This window comes from Streptomyces sp. AC550_RSS872 (genome assembly GCF_019049285.1).
GTDB lineage: Bacteria > Actinomycetota > Actinomycetes > Streptomycetales > Streptomycetaceae > Streptomyces.
In genome coordinates, this window is record NZ_JAGMUL010000169.1 from 113,913 (window position 1) to 133,710 (window position 19,798).

At 71.0% G+C, this 19,798-nt stretch carries 19 protein-coding genes and 1 pseudogene; 14 read left to right on the top strand and 6 right to left on the bottom strand.

From position 1 onward, the window contains the following. Positions 1-4: 4 nt before the first annotated feature. Positions 5-994, bottom strand: a complete 990-nt coding sequence (locus tag KUM44_RS38750) for a serine hydrolase (RefSeq protein ID WP_217214463.1) — start codon at positions 992-994, stop codon at positions 5-7. Between the two features lie 149 nt (positions 995-1,143). On the opposite strand from KUM44_RS38750, the gene KUM44_RS38755 reads away from it, so the two are divergent. After that, the gene (locus KUM44_RS38755) at positions 1,144-1,875 is read left to right on the top strand and encodes an SseB family protein (protein ID WP_217214464.1); all 732 of its coding nucleotides are present in this window, start codon (positions 1,144-1,146) and stop codon (positions 1,873-1,875) included. A gap of 1 nt (position 1,876) precedes the next feature. On the opposite strand, the gene KUM44_RS38760 is transcribed toward KUM44_RS38755, so the two are convergent. Beyond that, the gene (locus tag KUM44_RS38760) at positions 1,877-2,251 is read right to left on the bottom strand and encodes a DUF1844 domain-containing protein (protein WP_217214465.1); all 375 of its coding nucleotides are present in this window, start codon (positions 2,249-2,251) and stop codon (positions 1,877-1,879) included. A gap of 335 nt (positions 2,252-2,586) precedes the next feature. Between KUM44_RS38760 and infC the strand changes: the two are divergent. The 10 genes and pseudogenes from infC (at position 2,587) to KUM44_RS38810 (ending at position 13,569) form a co-directional block, all read left to right on the top strand. Continuing rightward, positions 2,587-3,271 (top strand): annotated as a pseudogene (infC, locus tag KUM44_RS38765) (translation initiation factor IF-3). A 110-nt stretch (positions 3,272-3,381) separates the two neighbouring features. After that, complete coding sequence (gene rpmI, locus KUM44_RS38770; protein WP_003977225.1) at positions 3,382-3,576, top strand: 50S ribosomal protein L35; 195 nt, start codon at positions 3,382-3,384, stop codon at positions 3,574-3,576. 111 nt (positions 3,577-3,687) lie between these two features. Further along, positions 3,688-4,071, top strand: a complete 384-nt coding sequence (rplT, locus tag KUM44_RS38775; protein ID WP_004002577.1) for a 50S ribosomal protein L20 — start codon at positions 3,688-3,690, stop codon at positions 4,069-4,071. Positions 4,072-4,275: 204 nt separating this feature from the next. After that, positions 4,276-5,124: an RNA methyltransferase gene (locus KUM44_RS38780; protein WP_217214466.1), complete on the top strand. Its 849-nt coding sequence runs from the start codon at positions 4,276-4,278 to the stop codon at positions 5,122-5,124. 53 nt (positions 5,125-5,177) lie between these two features. Further along, complete coding sequence (locus tag KUM44_RS38785) at positions 5,178-6,314, top strand: ATP-binding protein (RefSeq protein WP_217214467.1); 1,137 nt, start codon at positions 5,178-5,180, stop codon at positions 6,312-6,314. Positions 6,315-6,461: 147 nt separating this feature from the next. Beyond that, positions 6,462-7,583 carry a phenylalanine--tRNA ligase subunit alpha gene (pheS, locus tag KUM44_RS38790; protein WP_217214468.1) on the top strand — a complete coding sequence of 374 codons (1,122 nt, stop codon included), beginning with the start codon at positions 6,462-6,464 and terminating at the stop codon, positions 7,581-7,583. After that, positions 7,583-10,096, top strand: coding sequence for a phenylalanine--tRNA ligase subunit beta (gene pheT, locus KUM44_RS38795; RefSeq protein WP_217214469.1), 2,514 nt, complete (start codon positions 7,583-7,585; stop codon positions 10,094-10,096). Before pheS ends, pheT begins: the two co-directional genes overlap by 1 nt. A gap of 224 nt (positions 10,097-10,320) precedes the next feature. Next, a complete protein-coding gene (locus KUM44_RS38800; RefSeq protein WP_217214470.1) occupies positions 10,321-11,352 on the top strand; it encodes a PP2C family protein-serine/threonine phosphatase in 1,032 nt (343 codons plus the stop codon). 285 nt (positions 11,353-11,637) lie between these two features. Continuing rightward, positions 11,638-12,978, top strand: coding sequence for a transcriptional regulator (locus KUM44_RS38805; protein ID WP_217214471.1), 1,341 nt, complete (start codon positions 11,638-11,640; stop codon positions 12,976-12,978). 60 nt (positions 12,979-13,038) lie between these two features. After that, the gene (locus KUM44_RS38810; RefSeq protein ID WP_217214472.1) at positions 13,039-13,569 is read left to right on the top strand and encodes an NUDIX hydrolase; all 531 of its coding nucleotides are present in this window, start codon (positions 13,039-13,041) and stop codon (positions 13,567-13,569) included. On the opposite strand, the gene KUM44_RS38815 is transcribed toward KUM44_RS38810, so the two are convergent. Together KUM44_RS38815 and KUM44_RS38820 are read right to left on the bottom strand one after the other, a co-directional pair. After that, the gene (locus tag KUM44_RS38815) at positions 13,566-13,823 is read right to left on the bottom strand and encodes a hypothetical protein (protein ID WP_217214473.1); all 258 of its coding nucleotides are present in this window, start codon (positions 13,821-13,823) and stop codon (positions 13,566-13,568) included. The two genes, KUM44_RS38810 and KUM44_RS38815, sit on opposite strands and share 4 nt — an antisense overlap. Before the next feature lie 229 nt (positions 13,824-14,052). Beyond that, positions 14,053-14,925, bottom strand: coding sequence for a 3-hydroxybutyryl-CoA dehydrogenase (locus tag KUM44_RS38820; protein ID WP_308402821.1), 873 nt, complete (start codon positions 14,923-14,925; stop codon positions 14,053-14,055). Positions 14,926-15,143: 218 nt separating this feature from the next. Between KUM44_RS38820 and KUM44_RS38825 the strand changes: the two genes are divergently transcribed. Beyond that, the gene (locus KUM44_RS38825; RefSeq protein ID WP_217214582.1) at positions 15,144-16,385 is read left to right on the top strand and encodes a glycoside hydrolase family 10 protein; all 1,242 of its coding nucleotides are present in this window, start codon (positions 15,144-15,146) and stop codon (positions 16,383-16,385) included. A gap of 13 nt (positions 16,386-16,398) precedes the next feature. On the opposite strand, the gene KUM44_RS38830 is transcribed toward KUM44_RS38825, so the two are convergent. After that, positions 16,399-16,593 (bottom strand): DUF1918 domain-containing protein, encoded by a 195-nt coding sequence (locus KUM44_RS38830; protein ID WP_217214474.1) that lies wholly within the window; start codon positions 16,591-16,593, stop codon positions 16,399-16,401. 94 nt (positions 16,594-16,687) lie between these two features. Beyond that, entirely contained in the window at positions 16,688-17,602 is a 915-nt protein-coding gene (locus tag KUM44_RS38835) for a DMT family transporter (protein WP_217214475.1), read from the bottom strand. On the opposite strand from KUM44_RS38835, the gene KUM44_RS38840 reads away from it, so the two are divergent. Both KUM44_RS38840 and KUM44_RS38845 read left to right on the top strand, forming a co-directional pair. Next, positions 17,601-19,097: a PLP-dependent aminotransferase family protein gene (locus KUM44_RS38840; RefSeq protein ID WP_217214476.1), complete on the top strand. Its 1,497-nt coding sequence runs from the start codon at positions 17,601-17,603 to the stop codon at positions 19,095-19,097. The genes KUM44_RS38835 and KUM44_RS38840 overlap by 2 nt on opposite strands. Positions 19,098-19,326: 229 nt before the next feature. Further along, positions 19,327-19,767, top strand: a complete 441-nt coding sequence (locus tag KUM44_RS38845) for a GNAT family N-acetyltransferase (protein WP_217214477.1) — start codon at positions 19,327-19,329, stop codon at positions 19,765-19,767. Positions 19,768-19,798: the final 31 nt, after the last annotated feature.

Sequence of the window (19,798 nt, forward strand, 5' to 3'; positions counted from 1 at the left end):
CCCGCTACGACACGGCCGTGGCGGCCACAGACGCGGTGGGGGTGGTGGCCACGGACGCGTCCTGCCCGGCGAGCAGCGACACCGCCGCCACCGCCGCCGCCTCGACCAGCGCGATCCCCTCCGCCTGCGTCGCGTTGCCGTCCGACAGGACGGCCACCAGACAGTCCCGGCCGTCGACCGCCACCCGCCCGACGCTGTTGATGTCCCACAGCCCCGTCGCCGTACGCGGCAGCCACCCGTTCTTCAACGCCCACCCGGACCCGTCGCCCGCCGCCGACACCCCCCACCGCTGCCCTGCCGCGATCCGTCCCATCAGCCCGCTCAGATACGCCCGCGAGTCCTCGCTCAGCTCCGAGTCCTCCCCGAACACCTGCCGCAACAGCCGGAGTTGATCGACCGCGGTGGTCTGCGTCAGCCCCCACAACATCCCGTCGCCGCCCTCGGTCCGCGTGAGCCCGAGACGCTCGTTCGCGGCGTCCAGCCCTTGGGCCTGCCCGATCGCCCGCCACAGCTCCGACGCGGAGGCGTTGTCGCTGTCCTCGATCATCGCGGTCGCGTACGCCCTCTCCGCCGCCGTCAGCCGCCGCCCCGCGTCCTGCGCCTGAAGCAGCAGGGCCGCCAGGATGTCGACCTTGACGATGCTCGCCGTGTCGAAGGCCCGGTCCCCGTACGAGGCGCTCGCACCGGACGCCAGGTCCAGCACCGCCACCGACACCTCGACGCCCTCGGGGACCTCCACCCCCTCCAGGGCCGTCGCCAGCAGCCCGTCGCGGTCCACCGCCGGCCGCGCCACAGACTCCACCGAAACCTCCTCGCTCGGCGACGGCGTCACCGCCGCCGACGACGATACGGCGCTCGTCCCGGCGTGCGCCCGGGCCTGGACGTACACCGTCCCGGCGGCCGTGGCGCCCACGACGGCGACCGCGGCGAGGGCCCCGTACACCAGCGAGCGGCTTGCGGACGGACGAGTGCGGCGGGCTCTGGAGGACTCCATGCCGCGATCGTCGGGGCGGCGACTGTGCGGGTCGTTAGGCGGACGTTAGATGTGCGTCAGGGAAATCCGAGATTCCGGTGAAACGCGTCACAGCCCGGTTTCCAGGCCCGCACAAGCACAGCAGCATCCCCCCGATAGGGTCGGTGACCGTGGCGAACAAGAACATTCCCGACTCTCCCTTCTCCGACGACGACGGCTCCGCCTCCCCCCGGCTGAGCGCCGCGCTCGCCGCCTGGGCCGAGGACCGCACCGCCGAAGGCCCGGTCCTGGAGGCCCTCAAGGAGGCCCGGCTGCTCGTCCCCGTCGTGGCCGTGCTCGGCGAGGTCGAGGAGGACGAGAACGGGCTGCGCCGCGAGAAGACCAGCGACATGGCCGTACCGACCCTGAAGGCCGGCGACCGCATCGCCCTGCCCGCCTTCACGTCCACCGAGTCGCTCGCCCGCTGGGACCCGGCGGCCCGCCCCGTCGCCGTACCCCTGCACCAGGCCCTCCAGGCCGCTGCGCACGAGAAGGCGGACACGGTCGTGCTGGACCTGGCCGGTCCGGTGCCGTACGAGCTGACGGGCCGCGCGCTGCTCGCGCTGGCCGAGGGCCGGACCACCACCGACCCGCTGGCCGACCCGGCCGTACGGGAGGCGGTGCGGGCCGCGGTGGCCGCCGAGTCCGCCGTGCTCAGCGCCCACCTCGGGCCCGGACAGGCCGACGGCACCCTCGCCCTCGTCCTCGACGGGTCCGCCGTACCCGCCCGGGCCGCCCGCTCGGTCGCCGAGCGGCTCGCCGCCGACGAAACACTGAGGGCCCGCCTGGTGCGCGGTCTCGACCTGGCACTGCTGCCGGCCGGGACGACGCCTCCGGGCGAGCCCCTGTACGTACGCGGATGAACTAGCCGTAGACCGGGCCGGTGTACTTCTCGCCCGGTCCCTGACCCGGCTCGTCCGGGACGATCGACGCCTCACGGAAGGCCAGCTGGAGCGACTTCAGGCCGTCGCGCAGCGGCGCCGCGTGGAACGAGCTGATCTCGGTCGTGCTCGCGTCCAGCAGACCGGCGAGGGCGTGCACCAGCTTGCGGGCCTCGTCCAGGTCCTTGTGCTGGTCGCCCTCCTCGGTCAGACCGAGCTTCACGGCGGCGGCGCTCATCAGGTTGACGGCGACCGTCACGATCACCTCGACGGCGGGGACCTCGGCGATGTCGCGGGTCATCTCGTCGAAGTCGGGGCCGGCGGCAGATCCGGCGGACTCGGCAGGGGTGTCACTCATGTCCCACACGATAGGCCCCGGTGTAAGCCGATTAGCACCACCCCCGGCTAGCTGCTAACCTTGTGTAACGACCGGCTGGACAGCCAATGCCCAGCCCACAAGTGGAGGCTCCGACTTCCCACCTGACCGTCCTCCGGGGCGGCGGGTCACCCCGGTCAGGCGACCACCATCGTTCCGTACGGACGATGGAGTCGCCCGAAAGCGCCCCCGCGGTCATCGCGGCGGTGCTCCGGCAGTGTTTGGAGCCCCGCCTGTGATCGTCCGGGGCATTTTTTGTGCTTCGGCGCGGTTAGGTCTTACGAAAAGAGACATACGCGGCTGTCCGCCAGACGGTCGTGTGGTGCTAACCGAGGAGGATCCATCAGCGCCGAGCCCCGCATCAACGACCGGATTCGCGTTCCCGAGGTGCGACTTGTCGGTCCCAGTGGCGAGCAGGTGGGCATCGTCCCGCTGGCCAAGGCACTGGAGCTTGCGCAGGAGTACGACCTGGACCTGGTCGAGGTCGCGGCGAACGCCCGTCCGCCCGTGTGCAAGCTCATGGACTACGGGAAGTTCAAGTACGAGTCGGCCATGAAGGCCCGTGAGGCGCGCAAGAACCAGGCGCACACGGTCATCAAGGAGATGAAGCTCCGGCCGAAGATCGACCCGCACGACTATGACACCAAGAAGGGTCACGTCGTCCGGTTCCTCAAGCAGGGCGACAAGGTCAAGATCACGATCATGTTCCGTGGTCGCGAGCAGTCCCGGCCCGAGCTGGGCTACCGACTGTTGCAGCGTCTCGCGGAGGACGTCCAGGACCTCGGTTTCGTCGAGTCGAACCCGAAGCAGGACGGCCGGAACATGATCATGGTTCTCGGTCCGCACAAGAAGAAGACCGAGGCGATGGCCGAGGCCCGCCAGGCGCAGGAAGCCCGCAAGGCAGAAGCGAAGGCCAACCCCGGCAAGTCGCAGAACGCCGCGGACTCCGAGATCGCCGAGGACGCGGTCGAGGCACCTGCCGAGGCTTCCGCCGAGGCGTGATCCCGGGGGACGCGAGTCCCCAGGACGCAACCGATACAAGAACGACGTTCCACCGTGCCCGGTTTCACGACCGGGCACCGGAACGCCACCGACGAGGAGAGAACGGCGCTATGCCGAAGAACAAGTCGCACAGCGGTGCCAGCAAGCGCTTCAAGATCACCGGCTCCGGCAAGGTGCTCCGTGAGCGCGCCGGCAAGCGCCACCTGCTCGAGCACAAGTCGTCCCGCGTGACGCGCCGCCTGACCGGCAACGCCGAGATGGCCCCGGGCGACGCCGCGAAGATCAAGAAGCTTCTCGGCAAGTGACGTACCCGGCGCTGGATCCTCGGATCGATCCGCGCCGTACGTCTGGACCGGGACCCAATCGATACCGGGCCGTGTGAGTCCAACCGCGGCCCCGCTACAAGGAGTTAAAAAGTGGCACGCGTCAAGCGGGCAGTGAACGCCCACAAGAAGCGCCGGGCGATCCTCGAGCAGGCCTCCGGCTACCGCGGTCAGCGTTCGCGTCTGTACCGCAAGGCCAAGGAGCAGGTCACCCACTCGCTGGTCTACAACTACAACGACCGCAAGAAGCGCAAGGGTGACTTCCGCCAGCTGTGGATCCAGCGCATCAACGCCGCTGCCCGCGCCAACGGCATCACGTACAACCGCTTCATCCAGGGTCTGAAGGCCGCGAACGTCGAGGTCGACCGCAAGATCCTGGCCGAGCTGGCCGTCAACGACGCAGGTGCGTTCGCCGCGCTCGTCGAGGTCGCCCAGAAGGCTCTGCCGAGCGACGTCAACGCGCCCAAGGCTGCGTGACGCTGCGCCGGCTCTGAGCCGACGTGACTGAAGGACCCGCAGGCTTCATGGCTTGCGGGTCCTGCTGTTGGGGTCCCGAGCCTTCGTCTGCGGCCGCGGGCCGGTGGGGGCTGATCGCGCAGTTCCCCGCGCCCCTGAGGAGCTGCGGTGCCGTCGGCTCGGTGTCACCCGGAATCGCCGAACCGAACTGCTGAAGGAACAGACATGCCCCCGGCCAGCCCCGAGCTGATCTCCCCCCGTTCCCCCCGTGTCTCCGCCGCCCGGCGGCTCGGCAAGCGGAACTTCCGGGGCAAGGAGCGGCTGTTCCTGGCCGAGGGGCCGCAGGCGGTGCGCGAGGCGGCGGCGTACGGGTCCACGCTCGTGGAACTGTTCACGACCGTCGAGGCCGCGGAGCGGTATGCCGACATCATCGGGGAGGCCCGGGCGGCCGGCGCGCGCGTGCACCTCGCCTCCGAGCAGGTGATCGCCGACATCTCCACCACCGTCACCCCGCAGGGGCTCGTCGGTGTCTGCCGGTTCATCGACACCCCGTTCGAGGAGATCCTCGCCGCCCGGCCGAAACTCGTGGCCGTCCTCGCGCATGTGCGGGACCCCGGGAACGCCGGGACCGTGCTGCGGTGCGCCGATGCCGCCGGGGCCGAGGCCGTCGTCCTCACCGACGCTTCCGTGGACCTGTACAACCCCAAGGCCGTCCGGGCCTCCGTGGGCTCCCTGTTCCACCTCCCCGTCGCCGTGGGCGTGCCCGTAGAGCGGGCCGTGGCCGGACTCAGGGACGCCGGGGTGCGGATTCTCGCCGCCGACGGTGCCGGGACCGACGACCTCGACGCCGAGCTCGACAAGGGCAGCATGGGCGGGCCGACCGCCTGGGTGTTCGGGAACGAGGCCTGGGGGCTTCCGGAGGAGACCCGCGCGCTGGCCGATGCCGTCGTGCGGGTGCCGATCCACGGGAGGGCCGAGAGCCTGAACCTCGCCACCGCCGCCGCCGTATGTCTCTATGCGTCGGCCCGTGCACAGCGCGCCTCCGGAGGGTGCCGCACCGTCACCGAGAGCTAGTAGGGTGACCAGCTCGGGGGCCCCAAAGCCGTCGTGAGAGGTGGGGTACGGGGATGAGTGTCGGCACGAGCAGCGCACCGGGGGCACGGGAGGTGCGGCGGCCGTCCGCGTCCCGGCCCGGTGATCTCGCCGAGCTCGGAATCGATCCCGACGACCTGCCCGACGGCCTCGTCGTCGCCGACGAGCAGGGGCACGTCGTCTGCTTCAACGCCGCCGCCGAGCGCATCACCGCCGTCCGCGCCGCCGACGCCCTCGGGCAGCGGCTGGAGAAGGCGCTGCCGTTAGAGGACCTGGAGGGCCGGCGCTGGTGGCAGCTGACCGACCCGTACGGCGGGCTGGCGATCAGGCGCAGGCAGCCCGAGCGGAACCTTCTGCTCCCCGGCGGACGTGAGGTCCTCGTCTCCGTGCGGTACGTCCGTGCCGAGCCGACCGGGCCCGTCCGCCGCGTCGTCGTCTCGCTGCGCGACACCGAGGCCCGTCGCCGTACCGAGCGCTCGCACGCCGAGCTGATCGCCACCGTCGCGCACGAGCTGCGTTCGCCGCTCACCTCCGTCAAGGGCTTCACGGCGACGCTGCTGGCCAAGTGGGCACGGTTCACCGACGACCAGAAGCGGCTGATGCTGGAGACCGTCGACGCCGACGCCGACCGGGTCACCCGGCTCATCGCCGAGCTGCTCGACATCTCGCGGATCGACAGCGGGCGGCTGGAGGTGCGGCGCCAGCCCGTCGACATCGGCGCGGCCGTCGGGCGGCACATCCAGGCCTACGTCGCCGCCGGGCAGCCCGCCGACCGGTTCCTGCTGCGCGTCGAGCAGCCGCTGCCCGACCTGTGGGCCGACCCCGACAAGATCGACCAGGTGCTCAGCAACCTCATCGAAAATGCCGTGCGGCACGGCGACGGAACGGTCACCATTGACATCACGGCCACGACGTCCCCCCGCGAGGGCGAGGACACCGGCACGTCGGTCACGGTGAGCGACGAGGGGCCCGGCATCCCGGAGGAGTCCATGAACCGCGTCTTCACCCGCTTCTGGCGGGGCAGCAAGCGCGGTGGCACGGGCCTCGGGCTCTACATCGTCAAGGGCATCGTCGAGGCACACGGCGGCGCCGTCGAGGTCGGCCGCGCCCCCGGCGGCGGCGCGCAGTTCCGATTTACGTTGCCCGTGGCGGCCCCGGCGTATCTCACCTGAGATCAGGACCGAGCCCCACGGGCGCATTCGCGTACCTCAACCCCGTTAGACTCGGCCTTTGGCACCTTTGTGTCCCAAAAACCTTGGGCGTCTGTCCACGAGTCGGTACGGGGACCATCCGCCAGCCAATCGGAAGCACGGGAAGAGATGTCGGCACCGAATAAGTCGTACGACCCTGTCGAGGTCGAGGCGTTGAAACCGGAAGAGATCGAGCGCATGCGGGACGAGGCGCTCGCCGCCTTCGCCGCCGCGGACTCCCTCGACGCGCTCCAGGAGGCCAAGGTCGCCCACACCGGCGGCACGTCCCCGCTGGCGCTCGCCAACCGGGAGATCGGCGCCCTGCCCCCGCACGCCAAGGCGGAGGCCGGCAAGCGCGTCGGCCAGGCCCGCGGCGCCGTGAACAAGGGCCTCGCCGCCCGCCAGGCCGAGCTGGAGGCCGAGCGCGACCAGCGGGTGCTGGTCGAGGAGGCGGTGGACGTCACGCTGCCGTACGACCGCGTACCGGCCGGCGCCCGCCACCCGCTCACCACCCTGTCCGAGCGCATCGAGGACGTCTTCGTGGCCATGGGCTACGAGGTCGCCGAGGGCCCGCAGGTCGAGGCGGAGTGGTTCAACTTCGACGCGCTCAACATCGGCCCGGACCACCCGGCGCGCGGCGAGGCGGACACGTTCTTCGTGCAGGGCCCCGACGGCGGCAGCGAGTCGGGTGTCGTGCTGCGCACCCATACCTCGCCCGTGCAGATCCGCTCCCTGCTCGACCGCGAGCTGCCGGTCTACGTGATCTGCCCCGGCCGCGTGTACCGCACCGACGAGCTGGACGCCACGCACACCCCGGTCTTCCACCAGGTCGAGCTGCTCGCCGTCGACGAGGGCCTGACCATGGCCGACCTCAAGGGCACCCTGGACCACATGGTCCAGTCCCTGTTCGGCGAGGGCATGAAGACCCGGCTGCGGCCGAACTTCTTCCCGTTCACCGAGCCGTCCGCCGAGATGGACATGGTGTGCTACGTCTGCCGCGGCGAGTCCGTCGGCAACCCCGACCGGCCCTGCCGTACCTGCTCCTCCGAGGGCTGGATCGAGCTCGGCGGCTGCGGCATGGTCAACCCGCGGGTGCTCACCGCCTGCGGCGTCGACCCGGAGAAGTACAGCGGCTTCGCCTTCGGGTTCGGCATCGAGCGGATGCTGATGTTCCGCCACAACGTCGAGGACATGCGAGACATGGTCGAGGGTGACGTCCGGTTCACCCGGCCGTTCGGGATGGAGATCTGATGCGGGTCCCGCTTTCTTGGCTGCGGGAGTACGTCGACCTGCCGGCGACCGAAACCGGCCGTGACGTACAGGCCAAGCTCATTTCCGCCGGTCTCGAGGTCGAGACCGTCGAGCAGCTCGGCGACGGCCTCAAGGGCCCGCTCGTCGTCGGCCAGGTGCTGACCATCGAGGAGCTGACGGAGTTCAAGAAGCCGATCCGCTTCTGCACCGTCGACGTCGGCCGGGCCAACGGCACCGGCGAGCCCCAGGAACTGATCTGCGGCGCCCGGAACTTCCAGGTCGGCGACAAGGTCGTGGTCGTCCTCCCCGGCGCCGTGCTGCCCGGCGGTTTCGCCATCGCCGCGCGCAAGACCTACGGCCGCGTCTCGCACGGCATGATCTGCTCCACCAGCGAGCTGGGCATGGGCGACGACGGCACGCACGGCATCATCGTGCTGCCGCCGGAGACCGAGGTCGGCAAGGACGCCATCGAGCTCCTGGAGCTGGTCGACGAGGTTCTGGACATCGCCGTCACCGCCAACCGCGGCGACTGCCTGTCCATCCGCGGAGTCGCCCGCGAGACCGCCATCGCCTACGGCCGCCCGCTGCGCGACCCCGCGCTGCTCGACGTGCCCGGCCCGAACGCCTTCGGCTACCCGGTGCAGGTCTCCGACCCGATCGGCTGCGACCGCTTCACCGCCCGCACGGTGACCGGCCTCAGCCCCGAGGCGCGCTCCCCGATCTGGCTCCAGCGCCGCCTCCAGAAGGTCGGCATGCGCCCGATCTCGCTCGCCGTGGACGTCACCAACTACGTGATGATGGAGCTCGGCCAGCCGCTGCACGCCTACGACCGCAGTCTGGTCCAGGGCACCATCGGGGTGCGCCGGGCCGAGGAGGGCGAGAAGCTCGTCACCCTCGACGGCGTCGAGCGGCGGCTGCACGCCGAGGACCTGGTCATCACCGACGAGCGCGGCCCGATCGGCCTCGCCGGTGTCATGGGCGGCGCCAACACGGAGATCGCCGACCACGAGGACGTGGAGAACGCCTCGACCGAGGTCGTCATCGAGGCCGCCCACTTCGACCAGGTCGCCATCGCGCGTACGGCCCGCCGCCACAAGCTGTCCTCGGAGGCGTCCCGTCGCTTCGAGCGCGGCGTCGACCCGGCGGCCGCCGCCGCGGCTGCCCAGCGCACCGTCGACCTGCTGGTCCTGCTCGCGGGCGGCACCGCCGAGGCCGGTGTCACCGAGGTCATCACGCCGTCCGCGCCGCACACCATCACCGTGCCGGCCGACCACCCGGACAAGGTCGCGGGCGTCGAGTACGGCCGCGAGACCGTCGTACGGCGCCTCCAGCAGATCGGCTGCGACGTGTACGGGCAGGACGAGCTGATCGTCACCGTGCCGTCCTGGCGGCCCGACCTCCTGGAGCCGAACGACCTGGCCGAAGAGGTCATCCGCCTGGAGGGCTACGAGAACCTGCCCTCCACGCTGCCCAAGCCGCCGTCCGGCCGTGGCCTCACGCACCGCCAGCGGCTGCACCGCCGGGTCGGCCGCGCGCTGGCCGGCGCGGGCTATGTCGAGGCGCCGAACTACCCGTTCGTCAGCGAGCAGGTCTTCGACCAGCTCGGGCTGGCCGCCGACGACCCGGCCCGCCGTGTCGTCAAGCTGGTCAACCCGCTCAACGACGAGGAGCCCGCGCTCCGTACGTCGCTGCTGCCCGGGCTGCTCGGTGCGCTGCGCCGCAACGACGGGCGGGGCTCGCACGACCTGGCGCTGTTCGAGACCGGCCTGGTCTTCCAGCCGCGCGAGGAGCAGCGCGTCGCCGGGCACCTGCCCGTCGACCGCCGCCCGACCGACGAGGAGATCGCCGCGCTGAACGCCGTGCTGCCCGAGCAGCCGCGTCATATCGCCGTCGTTCTCGCCGGTGCGCGTGAGCAGGCCGGCTGGTGGGGCAAGGGCCGTCCGGCCGACTGGGCCGACTCGGTCGAGGCGGCGCGCCTCGTCGCGCGGGAAGCCGGTGCCGAGCTGATCGTGCGGACCGGGCAGTACGGGCCGTGGCACCCGGGCCGGTGCGCCGAGCTGGCGATCACCGTCGACGGCGGGGAGCGGGTCATCGGTCACGCCGGTGAGCTGCACCCGCGGGTGCTCAAGGCGCTGGGGCTGCCCGCGCGCACGTGTGCGATGGAGCTGGACCTGGACGCCCTGGAGCAGGTCGGGGACGGTGCGCCGCAGGCGCCGAGCATCTCCACGTTCCCGGTGGCCACGCAGGATGTCGCCCTCGTCGTCGACAAGCCCGTGCCGGCCTTCGAGGTCGAGGCGGCGTTGCGGGACGGGGCGGGTGAACTTCTCGAGGGGATCCGGCTGTTCGACGTGTACGTCAATGACGAGCAGCTCGGGGACGGGAAGAAGTCGCTGGCGTATGCGTTGCGCTTCCGCGCCGGGGATCGGACGCTGACGGTTGATGAGGCGTCGGCGGCTCGGGACGCGGCGGTTGCCCTCGCGGGCGAGCGTACGGGGGCGGTTCTCAGGGGTTAGCCCGCCCAAGGGGTGGGGGACTGCTGTTGTTCGGCGGCTGCGGGCTTTTGCGGCTGGTCGCGCAGTTCCCCGCGCCCCTTACGGGGCGTGTTGTGGTCACCTCACTCAATAGGGTGACTTCTCTGGGTGATCTGGTACTTCCGGGGCATCCCTCGACAGAATCGGACCGGCCTTTCGGGGTCGGTCCGTTCTGCGTTGTCAGGGCCTATTGGGGGGCCATCGGCATGTTCCGCATCAAGGGTCGGGTTCCCCGCAAGGCGCTCGCGTGGGGGCTGCCCACCGCCTGGGGCGCGATGGCGATCTCGTACAAGCTGGCCTGTCCGATCGCGCAGGAGGACAGCCTAGGGGCTCGGGTCGTCACCAGCGCCGTGTTCCTCGCCGTCGGTACGGGGCTGATCGCGCATGTCCGGCAGGCGCTGCTGCGTGAGCTGCGGCAAGTGCGCAAGGTCGCCGGTGCCGCGCAGAGTGCGCTGCTGCGGCCGCTGCCCTCGCGTATCGACGGGCTGAACGTCGCCGCCGGCCAGCTCTCCGCGGACCGCAGCGCCTGTGTCGGGGGTGACCTGTACGAGGTCATCGCCACCGAGCACGGCGTACGGGCGGTGATGGGCGACGTCCGCGGCCATGGCATCGCCGCCATCGGCACGGTCGCCGCGCTCCTCGGCAGCTTCCGCGAGGCCGCGCACGACGAGCCCGACCTGGGGCGGCTTCTGCACAGACTGGACCGGGCCCTGGCTCGACACCTGCGCGACGACCCCGTCTCCGAGGAGTTCGTCACTGTCCTGCTGCTGGAGATCAGCCGGGGCGGTGAGATCACCGCCCTCAACTGCGGTCACCCCTGGCCCTACCTGCTGAGCGGCTCCACCGTGGAACCTCTCGCCGGCACCGACCCCCTCCCACCCCTGGGCTCCTTTCCGCTCCCGACCGAACTGCCCGCGTTGAGCTGCGGCACCTTGCAGCCCGGCGAGGCCCTGGTCCTGTACACGGACGGTGTCGAAGACGCGAGGGACGGAAGAGGCCGGTTCTTTTCGCTCCAGGCGGCCCTCGTCGAAGCCGTACGCCACCACCCCATCACCCCGCAGACGATCCTGCGCACCCTCTTCACGGCCGTCCTCCGCCACACAAGAGGAAGGCAAGCAGACGACATAGCGCTACTGGTCCTACGGAACGACCGAACCGGGCTTACCTGCGACCCCTTGGGGGCGCGGGGAACTGCGCGACCTACGACGACGAACCCGCAGCCGACCAACTACATCTAGCGCAACGGCGACCAGTCACCCGGCGTAGCCGGCGCGGCGGGGCGTCGCCATCCGCCCAGCCGCGGAGTGTCGGGCAGGCAGCTGGGCGGACGGCGCGGATGCGGGCCGCCGCAGTGTACGAGGGGGAGCCGGCGGCCCGGCCGGCCTCTTGCGAGGCATTTCAGTCAACCGGCCGGAAACTCTCCGCAACAGAGCGCGTACGCTGCGGATTCGAGCACTCCGTTCACACCCCGTGTGAAGCGGTTCGCACTACTCTGACGGCACCGAGCCATCCGGGGGGCATACATGCAGCCCAACACTCTGCTCGACGCGATCCTGGACGAGGCCGGGATCTCGCACGCGGGGCTGGCCGCACACGTGAACCAGGCGGGGCGGGCACGCGGCCTCGCGCTCAGATACGAACACACCGCCGTCGCACGGTGGTTGAAGGGGCAGCGGCCGCGCGGCCAGGTGCCCGACCTGATCTGCGAGGTGCTCGCCGGCCGACTGCACCGTACCGTCACGCTCGACGACATCGGTCTCGGCGTGCCCGGAGAACAGTCCGTAGCGCACACCACCTCGCTGTCCGGCTTCGTCGAGCGGGCCACCGCGCTGTGGCGCTCCGACGAGCAGCAGCGGCCGCACATCCTGGGCGCGCCGGCGGTCACGGGCACGCCCGCCGTCATGCCCGTGTGGGAGTGGGAGAACCCGCCCGAGGACGTCGATGTGTCACGCGGGGGTCGGCACCGGGTCACCCCCGCCGATCTGGAGATGCTGCGCGCTGCCCGTACCCACTACGAGCAGATGTACCGCAAGGCGGGTGGCATAGCGACCCGCACCCGGATCGTCGGCTTCCTCAACTCCGAGGCCGCTCCGTTGCTGCGCGGCAGCTACACCGACGCCACCGGCCGTCAACTCCACCGGGCGACGGGCGGGTTGGTGGCCATCGCGGGTATCTGTGCCTACGACTCCGACGCGCACGGCCTCGCCCAGCGCTACTTCCACCAGGCCCTGCGGCTGGCGAAGGCCAGCGGGGACCGGGGACTTGGCGCCTATGTGATCGCATTGCTGGTCAACCAGGCGCTGTTCATGCGGGAATGGCGGCAGGCCGTCGCCTTCGCCGAGGCCGCGTTGCGGGCCGCCGGCAAGCACATCACCCCGGCCCTCGCCTCCGACCTGTACGCGATGCAGGCGAAGGCGTACGCCCACCTCGGCGACGGCACGGGCGCCCTGTCCTGCATCCGTCGTGCCGAGCAGGCCGCCGAACGCATCCGGCGCGGATACGAACCCGACGAGACCGGCTATGTCCAGCCCGGTCTGGTCAACGTCCAGGTGGCGGAGGCGCTGCTCAGCCTCGGGGAGTTGGTCGCCGCGCGGGAGCACGCCGCGGCCGCCGTCGACAATCCGGCGCACGACCGGGGCCGGGTGCACCGGCTGGCCATGCTCAGCACGATCGAACTCCGTCAGGGCAACGCCGACAAGGCGGTGGCCATCGCGGTGCAGATGGCCGAGCAGGCGCGGGGAATGGAGTCCCAGCGCCTGCGCGACAGACTCCGGGCGGTGCGCGAACACCTGGTGCGCAACGGCTGCGCGGGCACGTCCGAGGCCGCCGAACTCATCGACGGCGCACTGCGCGTACCGCTGTAGGCCCACCTTCATAGTCCCTGCTGCGATATTGCCACTTACTCGACGGAAGGTGGCAGAACCGTGCAGTGGACGAAACAGAACGAACAAACTGTGTATGAAAACCGCTGGTTCACCGTCAACCTGGCAGACGTGGAGCTGCCGGACGGGCGGCACCTGGACCACTTCCTCATACGACTGCGGCCGGTCGCCGTGGCCACGGTGGTCAACGAGGCCAACGAGGTCCTCCTCCTGTGGCGCCACCGCTTCATCACCGACAGCTGGGGGTGGGAACTCGCGGCGGGTGTCGTCGAGGACGGCGAGGACATCGTCCGCGCGGCCGCCAGGGAACTCGAGGAGGAGACCGGCTGGCGGCCGGGACCCCTGCACCACCTCATGAGCGTGGAGCCCTCCAACGGGCTCACCGACGCCCGGCACCACATCTACTGGGCCGACGAGGGCGAGTACGTCGGACATCCCGTGGACGACTACGAGTCGGACCGCCGGGAATGGGTCCCGCTCAAGCTCGTCCCCGACATGGTCGCCCGTGGGGAGGTCCCGGCCGCCAACATGGCGGCCGCGTTACTGATGCTGCACCACCTCAGGCTCGGCTAGCGCCCCACTGCCTGCCAGATCGCCACGACGAGAGCACCCACGGCGGTGAGGGCGGCGACCGCGGGCAGCGGCCAGCGCGCGTGTTCCAGTGTGTTGATCCGGGTGTTCAGCTCGTCGAGTTCCTTGGCGGTCTCCTCGGTGCGGTGCGTGAGCAGAGCCAGCCCGCCCTCCACACGGGCGTAGGCGACGTCGAGACGACGTCGTAACTCTGCGAGTTCTCCTTGTACGACCGGATGCTCGGGATCGACGGTCACGAGTCCGTTCCTTTCCGTAGTGGTCTCACATCCCTTGCATGCGCAGGGAAAGTGAACTCGGCTGGTGGACGCGTGGGGAGAGTGTGCGACGGGCATATGCGAGCCCGGCGCGCACACGGTGTGTGAATGACGCGGGCCCGGCACCTTCGCGGTGCCGGGCCCGTGCGGTTGGCCGGAATCTGACCGTCTGTAATCAGCCGCAGATCTGATCAGCCGTAGAGAGACGTAATCAGCCGTAGGTGTAGAAGCCGGAGCCTGTCTTGCGGCCCAGCCGGCCCGCGTCGACCATGCGCTGGAGCAGCGGCGGAGCGGCGTACAGCGGCTCCTTGAACTCGTCGTACATGCTCTGCGCCACCGAGGCGACCGTGTCCAGGCCGATCAGGTCCGACAGCCTCAGCGGGCCCATCGGGTGGGCGCAGCCGAGCTCCATGCCGTTGTCGATGTCCTCGCGGCTGGCGATGCCCGACTCGAACATCCGGATCGCGGAGAGGAGGTAGGGGATCAGCAGCGCGTTCACGACGAAGCCGGAACGGTCCTGAGCGCGGATCGCGTGCTTGCCGAGCAGCTTCTCCGCGAAGGTCTGGGCGCGGGCGATCGTGCCCTCGGAGGTGGTGAGCGCCGGGATCAGCTCGACGAGCTTCTGCACCGGGGCCGGGTTGAAGAAGTGGATGCCGATGACCTGGTCGGGGCGCGAGGTGGCGACCGCCAGCCTCACCAGCGGGATCGAGGAGGTGTTGGACGCCAGGATCGCGTCCGGGCGGGTCACGACCTGGTCGAGGACCTGGAAGATCTCGGTCTTCACCTGCTCGTTCTCGACTACGGCCTCGATCACCAGGTCACGGTCGGCGAACTCGCCGAGGTCCGTGGTGAAGGACAGCCGCGCCTGCGTGGAGTCCCGCTCCTCCTCGCTGATCTTGCCGCGCTCGGCGGCCTTGGCCAGGGAAGTGAACAGCCGGGTGCGGCCGATCTCCAGGGCCTCGCCGGTGGTCTCGGCGACCTTCACATCCAGCCCGGCGCGGGCGCACACCTCGGCGATGCCCGCTCCCATCTGGCCGCAGCCCACCACGCCGACGCGTGCAATATCTCCGGAGATGCCGGTCACATCGACCCCTTCGCTGGTCCACGAATGCGGCAGGACCGCCGTTGTTCGGCGCCTGCTCCAAACCTGCACGTTACCTTCGGCGTAGCTTGATCGATCGTTCGGGTGCCTCGTGAAAGCCTGTCGGCGGGACAGGTCCGGAGCACGCTGATCTGTCATGGGGTGGGCCATTGACCACGGCACACGGAGGTACGGAGAAGATGCTGCACCGGAAGTCCCGGATGTCACGACGGGCGTTCACGGTGACCGCCCTGTCAGCACTCGTGGCGTCAGGCGGCGCGATGGCCGCCGGTTCCGCCATGGCGGACGGCAAGGGCCACCACAGGCGACGCGCGACGCGGGAGATGCGCGGCGTGTGGATCGCGACCGTGGCGAACCGGGACTGGCCCTCCCGGCAGGGCCTGACCGCGGACGAGCAGCGCGCCGAGCTGATCGCCCACCTCGACGCGGCGGCGGAGTCCCGACTGAACACCGTGGTCTTCCAGGTACGGCCCACGGCCGACGCCCTGTGGCCCTCGCCGTACGAGCCGTGGTCGCAGGTCCTCACCGGCACCCAGGGCGAGGACCCCGGCTGGGATCCGCTCGGCACGGCCGTCGAGGAGGCCCACGCCCGCGATCTGCACCTGCACGCCTGGTTCAACCCGTACCGCATCGCCAACCACACGGACCTCGGCAAGCTGGCCGCGTCCCATCCCGCGCGGGTGCACGAGGACTGGGTGGTGACGTACGGCGGCAAGCTCTACTACAACCCGGGGCTGCCCGAGGTCCGCGAGTTCGTGCAGAAGGCCATGCTCGACGCGGTGGAGAAGTACGAGATCGACGCGGTCCACTTCGACGACTACTTCTATCCCTATCCGGTGGCCGGCCAGACCTTCGACGACGACGAGGCCTACGACCGCTACGGAAGCGGCTTCCCGGTCCGGGCCGACTGGCGGCGGGACAACATCGACAAGCTCGTCACGGAGATGGCGGCCGGCATCAGGAGGATCCGGCCCAGCACGGAGTTCGGCATCAGCCCGTTCGGCGTGTGGCGCAACGCCGGCACCGACCCGCTCGGCTCCGGCACCCGCGCGGGGGTGCAGACGTACGACGACCTGTACGCGGACACCCGCAAGTGGGTCCGCGAGGGCTGGATCGACTACATCTGCCCGCAGCTGTACTGGAACATCGGCTTCGCCGCCGCCGACTACGCCGAGCTCGTGCCCTGGTGGTCGGAGGTGGCACGGGGCAGCAGGACGAAGCTGTACGTCGGTGAGGCGCTGTACAAGGCCGGTGACGCGGCGCAGCCCGCCGCCTGGCAGGAACCGTCCGAACTGTCCCGGCATCTCACGCTGACCAAGGAGCACCCGGAGGTCTGCGGGCACATCTACTTCGCCGCGAAGGACGTCGCGACCGACCGGATCGAGGCCATGGCACGGGTCGTCGCCGACCACTACGGGCAGCCGGCGATTCCCCCGCGCTGAACAGCTCGCTGAACTACTTGATCGTGTTCCTGTGACGGATCTCGGCGTCGGGGCCGGGGGAGCACAGGCCCTCGTGCCCGTCCTCGAAGCGGACGCGGTACGGAGGATTGCCCTCCTGGCCCAGGACTTCGACGATCTCGCCGACCTTGTCGTTTTGCCCGACCACCCTGCCGTGCTGGACAAGCTGGTCGCCCACGGTTGCACGCATCAGTCGGTCCTCCTCACCAGGTGCGGGAGCAGCGGTCCGTGGCCTTGAGTCTACGGCGTGGAGCGGTGGTTGGAAGTGGGTCGTCGGGGCCCGCTCAGCCACGCGCCCGCTGGGTCACGGCGATGCACACCAGCACCGCCGCGGCCGTCAGCGGGGCGGCCACTGTCAGGTGCTCGCCCAGCAGCAGCACCGACCACACCAGTGTGAGCAGCGGCTGGGCCAACTGCAACTGGCTGGCCTTCGGGATGCCGATCGCCGCCATGCCCCGGTACCAGACGACCAGGCCGAGGAACTGCGAGCCCGCCGCGACCCACAGCAGTCCGGTGACACCGTGCCAGGTCAGCTGGACGGGCTCGTACGACAGCGCCACCACGGTGGCCGGCACGCTCAGCGGCAGACACAGCACCAGCGCCCAGCCGACCACCTGCCAGCCCGGCATGACCCGGGCCAGCCGGCCACCCTCGGTGTAGCCGGCCGCGCACACCAGCAGCGCCCCGAAGAGATACAGATCGGCGCTGGTCAGCGTGCCACCGCTCTGCTGCACGGTGAAGGCGACCACCGCGGCCGCGCCGACGAGGGCCGCGACCCAGAAGGTGCGCGACGGGCGGGTGCCGACGCGCAGCGCCGAGAACAGCGCGGTGGTGAGCGGGAGCAGTCCGACCACGACCGCCGCGTGCGCGGTGGTGGACGTCCGGAGCGCCAGCGAGGTGAGGAGCGGGAAGCCGAGGACCACTCCAGCGGCGACCACCGCGAGGCCCGCCCAGTGCCGCCGAGCGGGAAGCGGCACGCGCAGCGCCAGCAGACAGCTGCCCGCGATCAGCGCGGCCAGCACGCTGCGCACCGCGACCAGGGACCAGGGGCCGAAGCTCTCCAGGCCCCAGGCGGTGGCGGGGAAGGTGAGGGAGAAGGCCGCGACACCGAGGGCGGCCTGGAGGGTGCCGATCGAGTTGCCGGACCGACCGCTGACCGCTATCCCGATCGGGGCGATAGCGCTACTCTGTGTTCTCATGCAAGAGCGTAGCAGCGTGGCTGAACTGGCGGAACAGCTCCGAAGGGAACTCGACCGCTACTCTGTCGGTGGAAAGCTCCCGTCGAGCCGGTCGCTCGTCGAGCGGTTCCGGGTGAGCCCGGTGACCGTCTCGCGCGCCCTCGCTCAGCTCACCGCAGAGGGGCTGGTGGTGACCCGGCCCGGCGCCGGCGCCTTCCGCGCCCCGCCGCGCACCCCGCTCGCGGCCACGGGCGACACCTCGTGGCAGGAGGTCGCCCTCAGCGCCGACGGTGCCGCCGACGTCGTACCGCGCACCGTGGACGCCTCCGGCGTCACCGTCTGTCTCGCCACGCCGCCGCCCGGAGTGATCGAGTTCAGCGGCGGCTACCCCCACCCCTCCCTCCAGCCCGAGAAGGCCATGGCCGGGGCGCTGTCCCGGGCCGGCCGCCGACCCGGCGCCTGGGGCCGGCCGCCGCTGGACGGACTGCCCGAGCTGCGCGAGTGGTTCGCGCGCGAGATCGGCGGCACCGTCACCGCCGCCGAGGTGCTGATCGCGGCGGGCGGCCAGTCCGCGCTGACCACCGCACTGCGGGCACTCGCCCCGCCCGGCGCGCCGGTACTGGTCGAATCGCCCACCTACCCCGGCATGCTGGCCATCGCCCGCGCGGCCGGACTGCGCCCGGTGCCCGTACCGGTGGACGCGGACGGAGTGAAGCCGGCCCTGCTCGCCGACGCGTTCCGCGCCACCGGCGCCCGTGTCTTCGTCTGCCAGCCGCTCTTCCAGAACCCGACCGGCGCGGTCCTCGCCCCCGAGCGTCGCCCGGAGGTGCTGCGCATCGCGCGCGAGGCCGGTGCCTTCGTCGTGGAGGACGACTTCGTACGGCGCCTGGTGCACGAGGACGCGGGCCCGCTGCCGCGCCCGCTCGCCGCCGACGACCCCGACGGTGTCGTCGTCCACGTCTGTTCGCTCACCAAGGCGACCTCGCCCAGCTTCCGGGTCGGTGCCCTCGCCGCGCGCGGACCGGTGCTGGAACGGCTGCGCGCCATCCAGGTCGTCGACACCTTCTTCGTGCCCCGCCCGCTCCAGGAGGCGGCCCTGGAACTCGTCGGCTCGCCCGCATGGCCCCGCCATCTGCGGACCCTGTCCGCCGAACTCAGGGCCCGCCGCGACGTCATGACCGCGGGCCTGCGGCTGCACCTGCCCGAGCTGTCCCTCCCGCACATCCCGTCCGGCGGCTACCACCTCTGGCTCCGCCTGCCCGACGGCACTGGGGGCACCGGGCGCACCTCCGAGGCTTTCGGCTCTGGGGGAGAACCCGCCCTGACCTCCGCCGCCCTGCGCACGGGCGTCGCGATCACGCCCGGCCGCCCGTACTTCAGCGCGGAGCCCCCGGCGGGGCATCTGCGGTTGAGCTTCGCGGCGGTGGCCGGGGTCGAGGAGATCGTGGAGGGGGTGCGGCGACTGCGGGCGGCGTGGGACGAGGTACGGCCGCTTGGCAGCCGGCAGGGCGCCTGATCGCCGTAGGGGCGCGGACGCATTCGCGGGTGCCGGTTGTCTGTGGCTGGTCGCGCCCGCGCGGCGGTAGCCGCAGATTCAACACCGTCCCGCGCCTCTGGGTCGGCTGCGGCTCGGCCAGTTGTCGAGCCACCCAGCCACCTGCATGCCGCGCCGCAGGGGGGACCCGGCCGCCGCCCACCGGGAAAACCGGTCGACGTCCGGCGCACGGTCCTGCGAATCTCGCCGCATGACCGACGCCCTGCCCTCGCCCCTCGCCGACGGCTACGAGATCTCGACCGACCCCCGGCGCATCGACGCCGGGCGGGTGCACCGGTGGCTGTCCACCGACGCGTACTGGGCGCTCGGGCGGACGCGGGAGAAGCAGGACCGGGCGATCGAGGGATCGCTGAACTTCGGGGTGTACGACACGGTTTCGGGGGAGCAGGTGGCGTATGCCCGGGTCATCACGGACCGGGCGACCTTCGCGTGGCTGTGTGACGTGTACGTCGACCCGTCGGTGCGCGGCAAGGGCATCGGGACGGCGCTCGTCGGGGCGGTACGCGAGCACCTGCGGCCGTACGGGCTGAGGCGGATGCTGCTCGCGACGCACGACGCGCACGGGGTCTACGAGAAGCTCGGGTTCGCGGCGCTGGAGAGGCCGGACCAATGGATGGCGCTCTACTTCTAGTTGCCTAGTTGCCTAGTTGCCGCCGCCTGCC

Bases quoted from the DNA above. Each gene is read 5' to 3' on its own strand.
- KUM44_RS38830 (WP_217214474.1), bottom strand. From the start codon at position 16,593: ATGCGTGCAACCGTGGGCGACCAGCTTGTCCAGCACGGCAGGGTGGTC.
- KUM44_RS38845 (WP_217214477.1), top strand. From the start codon at position 19,327: ATGACCGACGCCCTGCCCTCGCCCCTCGCCGACGGCTACGAGATCTCG.
- KUM44_RS38760 (WP_217214465.1), bottom strand. From the start codon at position 2,251: ATGAGTGACACCCCTGCCGAGTCCGCCGGATCTGCCGCCGGCCCCGAC.
- pheS (WP_217214468.1), top strand. From the start codon at position 6,462: ATGTCGGCACCGAATAAGTCGTACGACCCTGTCGAGGTCGAGGCGTTG.
- rpmI (WP_003977225.1), top strand. From the start codon at position 3,382: ATGCCGAAGAACAAGTCGCACAGCGGTGCCAGCAAGCGCTTCAAGATC.
- KUM44_RS38750 (WP_217214463.1), bottom strand. From the start codon at position 994: ATGGAGTCCTCCAGAGCCCGCCGCACTCGTCCGTCCGCAAGCCGCTCG.
- KUM44_RS38805 (WP_217214471.1), top strand. From the start codon at position 11,638: ATGCAGCCCAACACTCTGCTCGACGCGATCCTGGACGAGGCCGGGATC.
- KUM44_RS38785 (WP_217214467.1), top strand. From the start codon at position 5,178: ATGAGTGTCGGCACGAGCAGCGCACCGGGGGCACGGGAGGTGCGGCGG.
- KUM44_RS38800 (WP_217214470.1), top strand. From the start codon at position 10,321: ATGTTCCGCATCAAGGGTCGGGTTCCCCGCAAGGCGCTCGCGTGGGGG.
- pheT (WP_217214469.1), top strand. From the start codon at position 7,583: ATGCGGGTCCCGCTTTCTTGGCTGCGGGAGTACGTCGACCTGCCGGCG.
- KUM44_RS38825 (WP_217214582.1), top strand. From the start codon at position 15,144: ATGTCACGACGGGCGTTCACGGTGACCGCCCTGTCAGCACTCGTGGCG.
- KUM44_RS38780 (WP_217214466.1), top strand. From the start codon at position 4,276: ATGCCCCCGGCCAGCCCCGAGCTGATCTCCCCCCGTTCCCCCCGTGTC.
- KUM44_RS38835 (WP_217214475.1), bottom strand. From the start codon at position 17,602: ATGAGAACACAGAGTAGCGCTATCGCCCCGATCGGGATAGCGGTCAGC.
- KUM44_RS38840 (WP_217214476.1), top strand. From the start codon at position 17,601: ATGCAAGAGCGTAGCAGCGTGGCTGAACTGGCGGAACAGCTCCGAAGG.